Source organism: Sphingomonas sp. Sphisp66 (genome assembly GCF_047324325.1).
Classification (GTDB): domain Bacteria; phylum Pseudomonadota; class Alphaproteobacteria; order Sphingomonadales; family Sphingomonadaceae; genus Sphingomonas.
Genome location: NZ_CP168508.1, coordinates 1,972,644 through 1,987,582 on the forward strand (window position 1 = coordinate 1,972,644; position 14,939 = coordinate 1,987,582).

The window sequence follows — 14,939 nt, forward strand, 5'->3', positions numbered from 1 at the left end:
CCGACACAAAGGGATTTTCATGATGATCGACAGGCGGAGTGTTATCGGCGGCGGTGCGGCGCTGGCGGCGGCGGGACTGGTGCCCCTGCGCGCGCTCGCGGCCGACGGGCCGGTGGTCAATCACATCGTGGTGGAGGACGGGCGGGTCTGGATCGCGGCGATGGTGAACGGCAAGGGGCCGCATTTCTTCATCGTCGACACCGGCGGCGCGCTCAGTTTCATCTATGACGGCGCCGCCAAGGAAATGGGGCTCGACCCGGTGCAGGGCCGCAAGATCGTCGGCGTCGGCGGCAAGGTCGCCGATTACAGCTGGTACAGCGCGCGCGAGGTCCGCCTCGCCAGCGGCACGCGCTTCACCAACATGCTCTTCGCCGGCATCGGGCGGAAGCTTGGCGAGGCGGTCGGCGCCTTTGGTGCGGGGCTGTTCACCACCTATGACAGCGACTTCGACTTCGTGAAGGGCGAGTGGCGCGCCTATACCGGTGGCCGGCCCGATTTCGACGGGCTGACCCGCCTGCCTGGCCGCTTCGACAAGGGGAACAGCGCCGACCGCATCGAACTCGACGCGACGATCGACGGCTATGCCGTGCAGTGTATCGCCGATACCGGTGCGCCGGGCCTGGGGCTCAACGGCCGCGCGGCGCGGAACAGCGGATTGTGGGAGAGCGACAAGCCCTATGCCCCGGTCCGCGCCTTCGGCGTGGGCGATGGCGACGGTGTCGCGGCGCGCTTCTATCGTACCAGGGAGCTGAAGATCGGGCCGCTGGTCTTCAACGACCTGCTGGTGAAGGTGAGTGCCCCGGGTACGCTCTCGGGCGGGGGTCAGGATGGCCTTATCGGCCTGAACGTGCTCTCCCAACTCCACCTGTCCACCGATGTCTCGGCGGGCGCCCTGTACGCGGCGCGCAACGGCATGCAGGCGCCGCGCCAGACCTATCCACTGTCGGGCCTGTGGATCGACCAGGTGAAGGGCAAGTCGGTGGTCGGCGATGTCGGCATCGGCAGCCCCGCGGCAAAGGCGGGCGTCCGTACCGGCGACGTGCTGGTCGGCGGCGACTTCCAGGCGATGATCCGCGCGATCGGCGGCCCGCCGGGCAAGACGGTGACGCTCAAGGTGGAGCGTGGCGGAGCCCAGCAGGACGTCAGCTACACGCTGGCGCCCTGGTTCTAGGCTCCCACGGGCACGGCGCGCAGCAAGGTAAGCCGCGCCTTGCCATGGACGCGGGTGGCGTCGATCTCGAACCCGGCGATATCGGGCGTCTCGTCCTTCGCCGTTTCGATGCTGATCCAGGTGGCGGGGCCGGCCCAGCCGAGCCGCCCGAGCTTGTCGAGCGCGACGCTGCCGGCGCCCGTGCCATAGGGCGGGTCCATCAGGATCAGGTCCATCGGCGCGCGGGCGGGACCGAGCGACAGCACCGAGCCGGGACGGACCTCCGCGCCCTTGGCACCCAGCTTGGCGATGTTGGCGCGCAGGGCATCGAGTGCTGCCTTGTCCTGCTCGACGAACAGGCAGGAGGCGGCACCGCGTGACAGCGCCTCCAGGCCCAGCGCGCCCGAGCCTGCGAACAGGTCGGCTACCGCCAGCTCCTCGAAGCTACCGATCCGGCTGGCGAGCATCGAGAACAGCGCCTCACGCGTGCGATCGGCGGTGGGGCGGGTGGTGTCGCCCTTGGGCGCGACGAGCGGGCGGCCGCGCCAGTCTCCTGCGATGATCCTCATTTGCGCGTCCTCGGCGGGCGAGCGGGCTTGCCCGGCTTGCCGCGACCGCTGGCGGGGCCGCGATCCGGGCGACGCGGACCCTTGGGCCGATCGACGAAGTCGCCCGGTTGCGGCTCGCGCGCATCGCGGTGCGCCCGGGCACGGGCCGCGCGGGCAGGGTTGGCGGGAGCTTCTTCGCGTGGCGTACGGGGCGCGAATTTGCCAGGCGTACGCGGGCGCTCATCGGTGCGCTCGCCTCGAGGCGGGAATCCGGGCTTACCGGGACCGCGGGGGCGTTCTTCGCCGCGCTCACCCCTTGCCGGGCGCTCGCCGCGCGAGGCAAAGCCGGGCTTGCCCGGACCGCGGGGCCGTTCCTCGCTGCGCTCGCCCCTGGCAGGACGCTCACCACGCGGCGGGAAGCCTGTCTTGCCGGGTGCGCGGGGACGCTCTTCCTCGTCGCGTGCCTTGGGCGTCACACGCGCGGTGAACACCGGCTTTTTCGGCGCAGGCTCGGGCCTGGCGATCTTGCGGCGCCCTTCGGGCTCCTTGCCACCCGACACCGGCTGTGGCCGGGGCGCGGGCTCGACGACGCGCGAGCGCACCGCGAACTGCAGGTTCGACGCCGCCTTGCCGCCGCCCGACTTGGACAGGACGGTGCGGAAGGTGATCAAATCGGCCTTGCGGATCTCGTCGACGTCGCCCGGAGGCATGTCGCCCAGATAGAAGGGACCGTAGCGGGTGCGGATCAGGCGGTTCACCTCGAGCCCGAGATATTCGAGCACGCGGCGGACTTCGCGGTTCTTGCCCTCGGTCAGGGTCATCTCGATCCACACGTTGGCACCGGTGCGCCGCTCGATATTGGCGTTGATCGATCCGTAGCGGATGCCTTCGATCTCGACGCCGAGCATCAGCGACTCGAGCTGGGCCTGGGTGACGTTGCCATAGGCGCGGGCGCGGTAACTGCGCTCGACGCCGGTGGCAGGCAGCTCGAGCTCGCGCTTGAACTCGCCATCGGTGGTGAGGAGCAACAGCCCTTCGGTGCTGAGATCGAGCCGGCCCACCGGCATCACGCGCGGCAGCCCCTCGGGCAGATGGTCATAGATGGTCGGGCGCCCCGCGGGGTCGCGCTCGGTGGTGAGCAGGCCGGCGGGCTTGTGATAGCGGAACAGGCGGGCAGGGGCGGGCTCGGCGACCGGCTTGCCGTCTACCGTCACCCCGCGCAGCGAGGTGAGCAGCGTGGCGGGCGTATCTAGCACCTTGCCGTCCAGGGCGATTCGCCCGTCGGTGATCATGCGCTCGATGTCGCGACGGGACGCGATTCCAGCACGGGCCAGCAGCTTCGCAATGCGCTGCGTTTCTTTGGTATTGGATGATGACACTCGCGCGATATAGCGATTGTCGCGGTCGCTTCAAAAATTATTGCGCCCTCGAAAGGGCATGGCGCGTTAGCGCTTCGGGTTCAGATGCTTGGCGGGTTTTGAGGCGACATGTTGTTCGGACGGAAGAAGCGGCGAATCGAGCGGGTCCTGGTGGTGGAAGACGAGCCGCTGATCGCCTTCGACACGGAGCATTTCCTGACCGGGGAGGGGTTCGTGATCGCGGCGACGGTGGATACCAGCGCCGAGGCGCTGCGCGTGATCGCAGCGGACGACGAGCTCGACCTGGTGCTGGCCGACATCGACCTTGCCGATGGCAGTGGCGTGGACGTGGCGCGGGCGGCGCAGGGGCGCGGCGTGCCGGTGCTGTTCGTGACGGGGAGTTGTCCGGAAGGCGCGCGGACGCTGGCGGCGGGTTGCCTCGCCAAGCCCTATCCGCAGCGCGACCTGCTGACGGCGATCGCTGCGATCGAGGCTGTGCTGGAGGGTGCCAAGGCGCCGCGGCGGCTGCCGGTCAGCTTCAGCCTGTTCCTGAGCCCCGCTTAGCCGCGCAGCAGCGCGATCGCGGCGACGACGACGATCGCCCAGCTCACCGCGCCGATACCGAACGCGATGATCAGCCCGACACCACGCGGAAGACGGTCTTCCTCATGGATGTCCAGGAATTCGCGGGGCGGCAGCGGAAGCGGCATGACGTGATCCTCTCGAAGTACCTTTTAGGTACGTCTGCACCGGCATGCGCGAAATCCTGAGGAATTCCTTTCCGCAATTTACCGGAGATGCGCGTTAACCGCGTCGTGGAAGTGGCGGATGCCGAGCTCGAGCGTGCCCAGCGTCACCCGCTCGATCGCGCCGGAGGCGAGCCCCTGCTGGCCCAGTTCACAGGCGCGGAAGTCCTCCGCGGCGAAGACGCCGCCGTCGAGCAGCTCCCAGCTCCGCTCCCAATGGGCGAGCGCCTTCTCGGTCGCCGGCGCCTCGGGGATCAGCATGAAATCCTCGACCAGCACCCGTCCCTCGGACTGGGGCATCAGCACCATCAGGTTGATGTAATCGGGACTGACCACCAGCACGGTGCCGGGGAACATCTGGTAGGTGTAGGTGATCGCCGCGCGCAGCGTCGCCCAGTCGCTTGAGGAGAGCGCGGCCAGCGCCGCCTCGCGTCCCACTGCCGATCGCTGGTGCGGGCCGATCGTGTCGGCGGTCGAGACGCCGTCCTTGAAGAAGGGGGCGATCGTGCCGGCATGGAGGCGCTGGATGTGATAGCCCTCCAGGAAGGCGTCCATGATCAGCTTCCAGTTCGCCTGCACGTCATGCGTGCGCCGGCGGAACAGGTGCTGGCCGGCCAGGTCGAATGCCTCGAAATCGCGCGCCAGCGTGTCGGCTTCGGCGAAGTCGGCCTCCTCGGCGAAGGAGAACCAGATCAGCCCGCCGGCCTCGTGGGTCGGCAGGCGCTTCAGGCCGTACTCGCCCTTGTCGAGGCCGGGGAAGGTGTCGGGGCGGGGGAGGCCGACCAGCCTGCCGTCGAACGCATAGGTCCAGGCGTGATAGGGGCAGACCAGGCGCCCGCCCTTCACCGCATCGCAGCCCTCGACCAGGCGGGTGCCGCGATGCCGGCAGACATTGAGGAAGACATGCGCCACGCCCGCCTTGTCGCGCGCGATCAGCAGCGGCTTTCCGAATCCGTCATGCGGGATCGCCATGTTCGGCTCGGGGAGAAGCGAGGACGGCGCGATGACCAGCGGGACCTGCGCGAAGATGTAAACCTGCTCGTCGGCGAAACGCTTCGGGCTGGTATAGACCGATGCCGCGACATGGGCGATTTCGCCCCCGTCCCGAGATCCGCCCCGGGCCAGCACTCCGGCCAGCGCCAATTGGCCTTCGGTTGGCGCGTTCATGACATTCCTCCCTCTGGCCTTCCGCGTATTTTTGGCTAGTTTCGCGCTGGAATTTGGTGGGGGTCAAGCAGGAATGGAGCAAGGGATGCGGCCGCAATGGGCTTATCCGGCGGCGCAGCTGGCATTGGCGGCGGCATTGGCGCTGCTTGCACTGCCCTGGCTGACCGTGGCGACGCCGGGTTCGGCGCCGCTGGCGGTGCACGGCTATGACTTCCTGCTCGGCGCGGGCGCGTTCAAGCCGTCGATGACCTTCGTGCTGGGCATGCTGGTGGCGGCCGCGAGCCTGGTCTTCAGCTTCGTCTGGCGTCAGCGCGGCGGCGCCAGCCTGATGGTCGGCGGCGCCGCGGTCGGCGGCGTGCTGGTGATCCTCGCGGTGCTGTTCGCCGCCTTCTCGCCGCCCAAGGCGCTGGCGGCGAGCGCGATCCAGCCCGCGATCGGATACTGGCTGGGGCTGGCGGCACTGGTCGCCGCCTTCTTCGCCGGGCGCAAGGCCGCGCCCGCAGACTGGCGCGCCGACCTGCCCGAAGGCGTGCGGCCCTATTTCGAGAATGCGCCGCTGGCATCCTTCGCGCTCGGCCTTTCCTCCGGCTTCCCCTTCGCGATGATCGGCGCGACGCTGACCAGCCGGCTGAAGCAGGACGGGATCGACAAGGCGACGATCACCGCCTTCGCGCTCGCCATCCTGGTCTACAACCTCAAATTCCTCTGGGCGTGGGTGATCGACGGCGTGAAGCTGCCGATCCTGGGCCGGCTCGGCCAGCGCGTCTCCTGGCTGATCGTCGCCGGCATCCTGGTGGTCGCCGCCGTCGCCAACATGGCCTTCACCCAGGCCGATCCGAGCAATATCTGGCCGATGGTTACCGCGGCGATCCTGGTCGGCCTGGCCGGCGCCACCTATGACATCGTGATCGACGGCTACCGGATCGAGATCCTCGAGCCGCGCCAGCTCGGCTATGGCTCCGGCATGTCGCAATATGGCTGGCGGATCGGCTCCGCCGGTGCCGGCGCGGTGGCGCTGGTCGTCGCCGCCCGCTTCGGCTGGGAAGCCGCCTATCTGGTCTGCGCGCTGTTCGCATTGCCCGCGATCATCGCCGGCCTGATGATCGGCGAGCCCGAGCGCCACCGCCCGCCCGCCGAGCGCAAGGGCATCGCCACCGTGGTGAAGTCGATCTGGGGGCCGTTCGTCGAGTTCTTCCAGCGTCAGGGCGCGTGGATCGTGCTGATCTTCATCCTGGTCCACAAGATCGGCGACACGCTGGCGAACCTCACCTTCCGCCTGCTGTTCGACGATCTCGGCTTCACCAACGACGAGATCGCCTTCTATGACGTCGCGCTCGGCTTCTTCGCCTACATGATCGGCGTGTTCATCGGCGGCATGCTCTATGCGCGGATGGGCATGAAGCGTTCGGTGCTGCTCAGCCTGGTGCTGATGGCGGTCTCCAACCTGAGCTTCGCGGCACTCGCCGCAGCAGGTCATTCGAACATCGGCATGGCTGGCGCGATCGGCTTCGAGAACATCGCCTCGGGCTTTGGCGGCGTCGTCGTCATCGCCTATTTCTCGGCGCTCACCGACCTGCGCTTCACTGCCGCCCAATATGCGCTGATCTCGGCCGGGGCGAGCATCCTCGGCCGCTTCCTGACCGGCACGACCGCGGGCAGCCTGATCGAGACGATGGGCTATGTGAACTTCTACCTGCTGACCACGCTGATCGCGCTGCCGGGCGTATTCATCTATTGGTGGATGATGCGCACCGGGCTGGTGGATCGCTCGATCGGCACGGCAGGCACCGAAGGCGAAGGCGGGGAAGAGGCAAAAGCCTGATGCCCTACCTCCTCGTCATTGCCCTGCAGGTAGCCTGCATCGTCCATCTGATGCGCCGAGGCGGCAACCCGCTATGGGTTACTGCGTTGATCTTCCTGCCCGTGGTGAGCGCCATCGCCTATTTCTTCGTCGAGATCCTCCCTGGCCTGGGGCAGAACCGGCACGTCCGCACCGCACGGGCCAAGGCAGTGGCGGCGCTCGATCCCGAGCGTGAGCTGCGCGCCGCCCGCAGCGCGCTCGATCTGGCCGATACCGCCGCGAACCGCCTGCGCGTCGCCGATGCGCTGGCTGCGCTGGGCCGGCACGAGGAGGCCGTGCCGCTCTACCGCGAGTCGCTGCGGATGACCGCAGGCGATCCCGACACGCGCACCCAGGGCAAGCTCGCCAATGCGCTCTACGAGACCGGGCAGGCCGGCCAGGCGCTGGCACTGCTCGACGAGAGTGCCGAGCCGCTCGGCCAGAGCGAGCGCGACCGGCAGCAACTATTGCGTGCCAAGACGCTCGAGCATCTCGGCCGCAAGGCCGAGGCGCTGGAACTTTACGCCGATGTCGTCACCCGCATGCCGGGCGAGGAGGCGCGCTGCCGCTATGCCGCGCTGCTGATCGACCAGGGCTGGGATCGCAAGGCGCTGGTGGTGCTCGAAGAGGTGGAGAAACGGATGAAGCGGATGGATCGCCAGCAGCGCGCGGCAGAGGCCGACATGTATCGCTGGGCGACCGAGGCGCTGGCCGGGCTCCGTGCAAAGGGCGTGACGGCGTGAGGAAGCGCTGGCTTATCGTACTGGTGGTACTGGTCCTGCTCGCCGGCGGCGGCTGGGTCTGGGGCTCGCCCTATTACACGCTGTGGCAGATGAAGCGGGCGGCAGAGGCGCGCGACGTCGATGCGCTGGCCAGCCATGTCGATTTCGATTCGGTGCGCGGCAGCGTGAAGACCCAGCTCTCGGCCCGGATGCATGGCGAGGGCGGCGGCGTGCTGGGCGCGCTGGTCCGTTCGGGGATCGCCGATACGGTGGTCGATGCCGCGGTCTCGCCCGAGGGGATGCGCTTCATCTTCGCCGCCGCGCCGCTGGCCGAGACCGAGCGCCCCGGCACGATCAAGCTCAAGGCCAACGAGATGCGCTATCGCCGCGTTGCGCTCAATCGCTTCGAGCTGACCCGGAGCGACGGGGCGGCGCTGGCGTTCCGGATGCGGGGGATGAGCTGGAAGCTCGAGGCGATAACCCTGCCTCCGGACGCGTTCTAGTCCGGCGCTCCTCGCCGGGGAACAGCCAGGCCAGCACGGCCTTCTGAAAGCGAAACACCCTAGTCCTCGGCGTCGAGGGCAAGCCCCATATCGGCAAAGCTGTTGGCGAGCGCATGGGCGGTGATCAGCACGCCGGTCGCATCGCGCACGCCGAGCATGTCGGCGAGCAGCACGGCGGAGAGCTGGGGCTGGGTGCGGACGCGGCCGAGCACCTGGAGCAGCGCGGCCTCGGCGCCGGTCATCCGGGCGCAGCACCAGGGCGCGATCTGGATCGGCCCGGCGGAGAGCGCCGACATCTCCTGCATCAGCGCGCGCAGCAGCACGAGCGGACGCTGGAAGCCCTTGCCGAACGCGGTGACGAAGGCGTGCGCCGTGCAGGCGTCATGGATGCCGTGCGCGCCCATCTGGCGGACGCCGAACAGCAACAGCCGCGCACCGGGGTCCTCGGGCTGGAGTTCGGGCAGGGCGGTAAGCGTGGCACTGACGGTCATGGGGACTCCGATCGCTGTGATCGGAAATCTTGCGGATATGCAATTAATAGTCAATCGCAATAAAGGGGCGTATGGACGGCGGTTCGCCGCACGTACCAAACGGTTCCCCGGCGAAAGCCGGGGCCCAGGGCCACAAGCGATCCGGCAGAGAAACCCTGGGCCCTGGCTTTCGCCGGGGAACAGAGATCAGACTGGCAATTCCCCATTCGCCTCGAGCACCGTCCCCGCCAGATATAGCGACCCCAGCACCAGCACGACCGGCGAACCGTCCTCTCGGGCGATGGCGGTCAGTGCGCGGGGCACGTCCGGCGCGACCGCGGCATGCGGAATGCCGAGCGCCTGCGCCACTTCGGCGAGTCGCGACGGCGCGTGATGCTCATGCCCCGGCACCGGCACCGCGTGCAGCCCGGCGGCGAGGTGTGCGAACGGCGCCAGAAGCCCCTGCGCGTCCTTGTTAGAAAGCATGCCGAGCACGAGCTGCACCGGGCGACCCTGCGCCACCTGGGCAAGCGTGGTGCTCACCGCGGCGGCGGCGGCTTCGTTGTGTCCCCCGTCGAGCCACAGCTCGCTGCCGGGCGGCAACAAATGGAGCAGCGGGCCGTCGCCGAGCCGCTGCATGCGGGCCGGCCAGCGCGCATTCCTCGCCGTAGCGGCAAGCGCATCATCGGCCACGGACAGCGCCTGCTGATGGCGCAGCATCGCGATGGCGAGCGACAAGTTGGCGGGCTGGTGTGGCCCGGCTAGCGCGGGGAGGGGCGTCTCCACCTCGCCCCGGGCATCGCGATAGACGAGCCTGTCACCGCGCGTCTCGAAATCCCAGGCTGTGCCCTGCGCGAACACCGGCGCGCCAGCGGCGGCGACGATCTGGGCGATGTGCGGCGCATAGCGCATCGTCACCAGCGGCACGCCGGGCTTGGCGATGCCGGCCTTCTCGGCGGCGATCTTCTCCAGCGTGTCGCCCAGGAACGCCTGATGGTCGATGCCGAGCTGGGCGATGCCGGTCACCGCCGGTTGGGCGACGACATTGGTCGCGTCGAGCCGCCCGCCCAGGCCGACCTCCAGGATCAGCGCATCCGCCGGCACCCGGGCAAAGGCGAGGAAGGCGGCGGCGGTGGTCACTTCGAAGAAGCTCGCGCCGATGTCGCCGCCGGCATCGAGCACTTCCTCGAGCAGCGGCGCCAGGAGCGCATCGGCGATCAGCTCGCCCGACAGGCGGATCCGCTCGTTGAAGCGGACGAGGTGCGGGCTGGAATAGACATGCGCACGCATGCCCGCGGCCTCGATCGCGGCGCGCAGGAAGGCGCAGGTCGAACCCTTGCCATTGGTGCCGGCGACATGGAGCACCGGCGGCAGCGCCAGCTGCGGGCTGCCGACGCGCTCGAGCAGGCGAGTGATCCGCTCGAGCCCGAGAATGTCTGCGCCCGGCGAGAGCGCCGTCAGCCGGTCAAGCTGGCGCTGGACGTGGGGGTCGGTGGAGGTTGCGTGGTCGGGCATCTAGTTCCCCTCCCGCTTGGGGGCGGGGTTTGGGGAGGGGCTGTCCGAAATAGGCATCGGGTGCCACATGCCCTCCCCCGACCCCTCCCGCAAGCGGGAGGGGAGAATTGTCACGCTGCCTTCTTCCCCTCGCAGAGCAGCCCGATCAGCTGGCCCAGCGTCTCGCGCAGCTCCTTGCGGTGGGTGACCATGTCGATCAGGCCATGCTCGCGATAATATTCCGAGGTCTGGAAATCGTCGGGCAGCTTCTCGCGGATCGTATTCTCGATCACGCGGCGACCGGTAAAGGCCAGCGTGGCGCGCGGCTCGGCGATCTGGACGTCGCCCAGCATCGCATAGGCGGCCATCACGCCGCCCGAGGTCGGATCGGTCAGCACGACGATATAGGGCAGGCCCGCGTCATGGAGCATCTCGATCGCCACGGTGGTGCGCGGCATCTGCATCAGGCTGAGGATGCCCTCCTGCATGCGCGCGCCGCCCGAGGCGGTGAAGGCGATGAACGGCGCACGGGCCGCGATCGCCGCCTCGACGCCCTGAATGAACGCCTCGCCCACGGCCTGGCCCATCGATCCGCCCATGAAGGCGAAGTCCTGCACGCCGATCACTGCCTTGCGGCCGAGGATCGTGCCCGATGCGTTGATGAACGCGTCCTGCTCGCCGGTGCTGGTCCGCGCCGCCTTGAGGCGCGCCGGATAGGGCTTCTGGTCACGGAACTTGAGCGGGTCCTCGGCCACCTTGGGGGTGGCAAGCACGGTGTAGCTGCCCTCGTCGAACAGATACTGGAAGCGCTCCGCCGGGCCGATGCGATCGTGATGATCGCAATGCGGGCAGACATGCTGGTTCGCTTCCAGCTCCTTGGTGAACGTCATCTGCCCGCATCCCTTGCACTTGTGCCAGAGATTGTCGGGGGTCTCCTTCTTCGGCGTGAAGGCCAGGACGTTGCGGACGCGATCGATCCAGCTCATGCGACTTCTTTCCTTGCGGCCTCCACGGCCGTCTTGAGGGAGCGGATATAGGCGCGGATAGGCTCCGGCGCATCCTTCCCGTGTTTTCCTACGAGTTCAACGATTGCCGAACCGACCACGACGCCATCGGCGACGCGCGCTATCGCCTCGGCCTGCTCCGGCGTGCGGACGCCGAAGCCGACCGCGACGGGCAGGTCGGTGGCGGCCTTGAGCCGCGCCACGGCATCCTCGATCGATCCCTGGGCGGCCTGTTGCAGCCCGGTGATCCCGGCGACCGAGACATAATAGAGGAAGCCCGACGCCCCCTTGAGCACCGCCGGCAGGCGCGCTGCATCGGTGGTCGGGGTGGCGAGGCGTATCACATCGATCCCATGCGCGGTGAAGGGAGCGACCTCGGGTGCCTCCTCGGGCGGGATGTCGACGATGATCACCCCGTCCGCGCCGGCCTCGGCCGCCTTGGCCGCGAACGCTTCATTCGTCGGCCGGGTCATCGTGTTGGCATAGCCCATCAGCACCAGCGGCACGCTGGGGTGACGCTCGCGAAAGCCGCTGGCGATAGCGAGGACATCGGCGGTGCGCGTGCCGACACCGAGCGCGCGCAGGTTCGCCGCCTGGATCGCCGGACCATCGGCCATCGGATCGGTGAAGGGCATGCCCAGCTCAATCACGTCCGCACCGCCCGCGACAAGTGCATCGAGGTTGGCGGCGGTGTCGCCATCGCCTGCGGTGATGAAGGTGACCAGCGCTGCGCGGTCGGCCGGAAAGGCGTTGGAGAGGCGGCTCATGCCGGCTTCCCTCTATGGATGGCGTACCGCCCGATTGCGATCACCAGCGCGGCGCTTCCAATGAAGATAAGTTGGTCGCTACCCAGCAAAGGCCGTGCGCGGAGCGAATTTCCAAGGACGGTCACCAGCAGCATCGCGGCCACAAAGATCACGAAATCCAGTGGAACAATTCGCACCATCACAGCTCCACCCCCAGCGCATCCGCCACGGTGAAGATGTCCTTGTCGCCGCGGCCCGAGACATTGACCACGATGATCTTGTCCGGCCCCATCTCGCGCGCCTTGGTCTCCAGCGCGGCGAGCGCGTGCGAGCTTTCGAGCGCCGGGATGATCCCCTCGAGCTTGCAGCAGAGCTGGAAGGCGTCGAGCGCTTGGCTGTCGGTGATCGGCAGATAGTCGACGCGCCCGCTCTCGTGCAGCCAGCTATGCTCGGGGCCGATGCCCGGATAGTCGAGGCCCGCCGAGATCGAGTGCGCCTCGGTGATCTGGCCGTCCTCGTCCTGGAGCAGATAGGTGCGGTTGCCGTGGAGGATGCCCGGCGCGCCGCCGGTGAGGCTGGCGGCATGCTGGCCGGTCTCGATGCCGTGCCCCGCAGCTTCCACGCCGATCATCGCGACATCCTTGTCGTCGAGGAAGGGGTGGAACAGCCCGATCGCGTTCGATCCGCCGCCCACCGCGGCGATCAGCAGGTCGGGCAGGCGGCCTTCCGCCTTCTGGATCTGCGCGCGCGCCTCGATGCCGATCACGCTCTGGAAGTCGCGGACCAGCTCGGGATAGGGGTGCGGGCCCGCTGCGGTGCCGATGATGTAGAAAGTGTCGTGGACGTTGGCGACCCAGTCGCGCAGCGCCTCGTTCATCGCGTCCTTCAGCGTCTCGGCGCCGCTGGTCACCGGATGCACTTCGGCACCTAGCAGCTTCATCCGGAAGACGTTGGGCTTCTGCCGCTCGACATCCTTGGCGCCCATGAAGATCACGCAAGGCAGGCCGAACCGTGCCGCCACCGTGGCAGTGGCGACGCCGTGCTGGCCCGCGCCGGTCTCGGCGATGATCCGCGTCTTGCCCATCCGCCTCGCGAGCAGGATCTGGCCGATGCAGTTGTTGATCTTGTGCGCGCCGGTGTGGTTCAGCTCCTCGCGCTTGAAGTAGATCTTGGCGCCGCCGTAATGTTCCGTCAGCCGCTCGGCGAAGTAGAGCGGGCTCGGGCGGCCGACATAATGCTCCAGAAGATCGTCGAACTCGGCCTTGAACGCCGGATCCTCCTTGGCCGCGCGATATTCGCGCTCCAGGTCGAGGATCAGCGGCATCAGCGTCTCGGCGACGAAGCGGCCACCGAACTGGCCGAAATGGCCATGCTCGTCGGGCAGGTTGCGCAGGGAATTGGGCAAGGTGGCAGCAGTGTCGGTCATTGCGTCTCTCGTGATTTCGGATGGCGGGCGCTGGCGTGGGAGCGAGCGATCAACGCCATCGAAACTCGATACGGCCAAACTCGATGCGGAAAGGGGCGAACGGCCTCAACATTGCGCGACCGCTTTAAGGAATGCGGCGATCTTGGCAACATCCTTGACGCCCGGCGCGCTTTCCACGCCCGAGGAGACGTCCACCAGCCTGGCGCCGGTCACGCCCACCGCCTCGCGGACATTGCCCGCATCGAGGCCGCCCGAAAGCGCCCAGGGCAAAGGCTGGGGGATGTTCTCGAGCAGCTTCCAGTCGAAACGCAGGCCCATGCCGCCGGGCAGTGCCGCGCCTTCGGGAGTCTTGGCGTCATAGAGGATGCGGTCGGCCACACCCCGATAGGCGGCAGCCTTGTCGACATCCGCGCGCGTCTTCACCGCCACCGCCGCCCAGACCGGCACGCGCATGCGTATCGCCGCGGCGCGCTCGGGCGCGGTCTTGTGGAGCTGCACCGCCTGGATGCCCGTGGCGAGCGCGGCGGAGAGCAGGGCCTCGTCCGGATCGACGAACACCCCGACCGTGCCGACATGCGCCGGCACCCGGGCAATCAGCGCCCGCACCTGATCGAACCCGACATTGCGCGGGGAGGGCGGAAAGAAGACGAAGCCGACATGGCTCACCCCGCCGGCAATCGCGGCATCGAGCGTCTCGGGCGTGGACAGGCCGCAGATCTTGGCAGTGACCGCCATCAGAGGTCCTTGACCAGCACGTCCATGAACAAGGGCGGATCGAGCGGCACCGGAAAGTCGCGCTTCTCGCCCGAATTGCGGTAGCCGCGGCGCTCGTAGAAGGCGATCAGCTCGGTGCGCTTGTCGATCACCGTCATCTCCATCGCGCCGGCGCCGAACACGTCGCGCGCGCAATCCTCGGCGGCGGTGACCAGCTGCTTGCCGAGCCCGCCCGACTGGAGCCCGGGATCGACGCAGAGCAGGCCGAGATAGGCGAGGCCGTCACCCTTCGAGGTCACCTGCACGCAGCCGAGCAGGCGGTCGCCAGCGTCGGCGATCAGCAGGCGCTGCCCTGGATCATGGACGATCGCCGTCAGGGTCGCGATGTCGGTGCGCGGACTCTCGATGATCAGGTCGGCCTCGTGCGTCCATCCGGCACGCGCGGTCTCGCCGCGATAGGCGCGCTCGATCACCGGGTGGATCGCGGGCAGGTCGTCGCGCGTGGCGGGGCGGATCGTCACATTGTCGGGCATGGCGCGCTGTGTCGGATGATGTGGGGTCTTTGGCAAGTACCTGTTATCAGCCGGATCCGTTCCCAAACGAGCCGAATTCAGCCGGCGTCCCGTACATCGAACGCCGTCCGCGATGCCTCGATCCGCTCGAGGTTGCGCGCCGCCCATACCCAAACGCCGCAGAACGCCTCGGCCAGGCTGCCGCCCAGCTCGGTGAGCCGATACTCCACCCGCGGCGGGATCACGGGGTGGACGGTGCGGATCAGCAGCCCGTCGCGCTCCATCGCACGCACGGTCTGGGTGAGCATCTTCTGGCTGATCCCGCCGCATTCAGCGCGCAGCTTCGAGAAGCGCAGCTCGCCATGCTCGGTCAGCGCCTCGAGCACGATCATCGTCCATTTGTCGGCGACGCGGCCGATGATCTCGGTGACGAGTGCCTCAACCCGCGGGTCGAGGTCGGGATAGTCGTGATGTGGGTTCGTTGCCATGGTTTCCAAAAGGTGTGTATGAATATTTTGGGTGCCTACTCCCCATTGGGT

Annotated in this window: 18 protein-coding genes; 5 read left to right on the forward strand and 13 right to left on the reverse strand. The window is 68.2% G+C overall.

Features of this window, described 5'->3' with window-relative positions; genetic code table 11:
- The first annotated feature begins 22 nt into the window (after nucleotides 1-22).
- Complete coding sequence (locus ACEN8G_RS09655) at nucleotides 23-1,171, forward strand: aspartyl protease family protein (RefSeq protein WP_413418145.1); 1,149 nt, start codon at nucleotides 23-25, stop codon at nucleotides 1,169-1,171.
- On the opposite strand, the gene rsmD is transcribed toward ACEN8G_RS09655, so the two are convergent.
- A complete protein-coding gene (gene rsmD / locus ACEN8G_RS09660; RefSeq protein ID WP_413418147.1) occupies nucleotides 1,168-1,719 on the reverse strand; it encodes a 16S rRNA (guanine(966)-N(2))-methyltransferase RsmD in 552 nt (183 codons plus the stop codon). The two genes, ACEN8G_RS09655 and rsmD, sit on opposite strands and share 4 nt — an antisense overlap.
- On the reverse strand, nucleotides 1,716-2,990 hold the full coding sequence (locus ACEN8G_RS09665) for a pseudouridine synthase (protein WP_413418149.1): 1,275 nt from the start codon (nucleotides 2,988-2,990) through the stop codon (nucleotides 1,716-1,718). Before ACEN8G_RS09665 ends, rsmD begins: the two co-directional genes overlap by 4 nt.
- Nucleotides 2,991-3,185: 195 nt before the next feature.
- Here ACEN8G_RS09665 and ACEN8G_RS09670 point away from each other — a divergent pair, with 195 nt between their 5' ends.
- Nucleotides 3,186-3,620, forward strand: coding sequence for a response regulator (locus tag ACEN8G_RS09670; protein WP_413418151.1), 435 nt, complete (start codon nucleotides 3,186-3,188; stop codon nucleotides 3,618-3,620).
- On the opposite strand, the gene ACEN8G_RS09675 is transcribed toward ACEN8G_RS09670, so the two are convergent.
- On the reverse strand, nucleotides 3,617-3,766 hold the full coding sequence (locus ACEN8G_RS09675) for a hypothetical protein (protein ID WP_307119158.1): 150 nt from the start codon (nucleotides 3,764-3,766) through the stop codon (nucleotides 3,617-3,619). The two genes, ACEN8G_RS09670 and ACEN8G_RS09675, sit on opposite strands and share 4 nt — an antisense overlap.
- A gap of 78 nt (nucleotides 3,767-3,844) precedes the next feature.
- On the reverse strand, nucleotides 3,845-4,969 hold the full coding sequence (locus tag ACEN8G_RS09680) for an aromatic ring-hydroxylating oxygenase subunit alpha (RefSeq protein WP_413418153.1): 1,125 nt from the start codon (nucleotides 4,967-4,969) through the stop codon (nucleotides 3,845-3,847).
- Between the two features lie 517 nt (nucleotides 4,970-5,486).
- On the opposite strand from ACEN8G_RS09680, the gene ACEN8G_RS09685 reads away from it, so the two are divergent.
- The 3 genes from ACEN8G_RS09685 to ACEN8G_RS09695 are packed head-to-tail and all read left to right on the forward strand — an operon-like array spanning nucleotide 5,487 to nucleotide 8,034.
- Nucleotides 5,487-6,791, forward strand: a complete 1,305-nt coding sequence (locus ACEN8G_RS09685; RefSeq protein WP_413418161.1) for an AmpG family muropeptide MFS transporter — start codon at nucleotides 5,487-5,489, stop codon at nucleotides 6,789-6,791.
- Nucleotides 6,791-7,552 (forward strand): tetratricopeptide repeat protein, encoded by a 762-nt coding sequence (locus ACEN8G_RS09690; protein ID WP_413418155.1) that lies wholly within the window; start codon nucleotides 6,791-6,793, stop codon nucleotides 7,550-7,552. Before ACEN8G_RS09685 ends, ACEN8G_RS09690 begins: the two co-directional genes overlap by 1 nt.
- Nucleotides 7,549-8,034 (forward strand): DUF2939 domain-containing protein, encoded by a 486-nt coding sequence (locus ACEN8G_RS09695; RefSeq protein WP_413418157.1) that lies wholly within the window; start codon nucleotides 7,549-7,551, stop codon nucleotides 8,032-8,034. Before ACEN8G_RS09690 ends, ACEN8G_RS09695 begins: the two co-directional genes overlap by 4 nt.
- A 59-nt stretch (nucleotides 8,035-8,093) precedes the next feature.
- On the opposite strand, the gene ACEN8G_RS09700 is transcribed toward ACEN8G_RS09695, so the two are convergent.
- The 9 genes from ACEN8G_RS09700 to ACEN8G_RS09740 all read right to left on the reverse strand — a co-directional run bounded on the left by ACEN8G_RS09700 (nucleotide 8,094) and on the right by ACEN8G_RS09740 (nucleotide 14,888).
- A complete protein-coding gene (locus ACEN8G_RS09700; protein WP_413418159.1) occupies nucleotides 8,094-8,525 on the reverse strand; it encodes a DUF6628 family protein in 432 nt (143 codons plus the stop codon).
- Between the two features lie 186 nt (nucleotides 8,526-8,711).
- The gene (locus ACEN8G_RS09705) at nucleotides 8,712-10,019 is read right to left on the reverse strand and encodes a bifunctional folylpolyglutamate synthase/dihydrofolate synthase (RefSeq protein ID WP_413418220.1); all 1,308 of its coding nucleotides are present in this window, start codon (nucleotides 10,017-10,019) and stop codon (nucleotides 8,712-8,714) included.
- A 110-nt stretch (nucleotides 10,020-10,129) separates the two neighbouring features.
- Complete coding sequence (gene accD / locus ACEN8G_RS09710) at nucleotides 10,130-10,984, reverse strand: acetyl-CoA carboxylase, carboxyltransferase subunit beta (protein WP_413418222.1); 855 nt, start codon at nucleotides 10,982-10,984, stop codon at nucleotides 10,130-10,132.
- A complete protein-coding gene (gene trpA, locus ACEN8G_RS09715; protein WP_413418224.1) occupies nucleotides 10,981-11,769 on the reverse strand; it encodes a tryptophan synthase subunit alpha in 789 nt (262 codons plus the stop codon). The genes accD and trpA overlap by 4 nt, the downstream gene beginning before the upstream one ends.
- Nucleotides 11,766-11,948, reverse strand: coding sequence for a hypothetical protein (locus ACEN8G_RS09720; protein WP_413418226.1), 183 nt, complete (start codon nucleotides 11,946-11,948; stop codon nucleotides 11,766-11,768). The genes trpA and ACEN8G_RS09720 overlap by 4 nt, the downstream gene beginning before the upstream one ends.
- Entirely contained in the window at nucleotides 11,948-13,174 is a 1,227-nt protein-coding gene (gene trpB / locus ACEN8G_RS09725) for a tryptophan synthase subunit beta (RefSeq protein ID WP_413418228.1), read from the reverse strand. Before trpB ends, ACEN8G_RS09720 begins: the two co-directional genes overlap by 1 nt.
- Nucleotides 13,175-13,279: 105 nt before the next feature.
- Nucleotides 13,280-13,909, reverse strand: coding sequence for a phosphoribosylanthranilate isomerase (locus tag ACEN8G_RS09730; RefSeq protein WP_413418230.1), 630 nt, complete (start codon nucleotides 13,907-13,909; stop codon nucleotides 13,280-13,282).
- A complete protein-coding gene (locus tag ACEN8G_RS09735) occupies nucleotides 13,909-14,421 on the reverse strand; it encodes a GNAT family N-acetyltransferase (protein ID WP_413418232.1) in 513 nt (170 codons plus the stop codon). The genes ACEN8G_RS09730 and ACEN8G_RS09735 overlap by 1 nt, the downstream gene beginning before the upstream one ends.
- Before the next feature lie 77 nt (nucleotides 14,422-14,498).
- The gene (locus ACEN8G_RS09740; protein ID WP_413418234.1) at nucleotides 14,499-14,888 is read right to left on the reverse strand and encodes a winged helix-turn-helix transcriptional regulator; all 390 of its coding nucleotides are present in this window, start codon (nucleotides 14,886-14,888) and stop codon (nucleotides 14,499-14,501) included.
- Nucleotides 14,889-14,939: the final 51 nt, after the last annotated feature.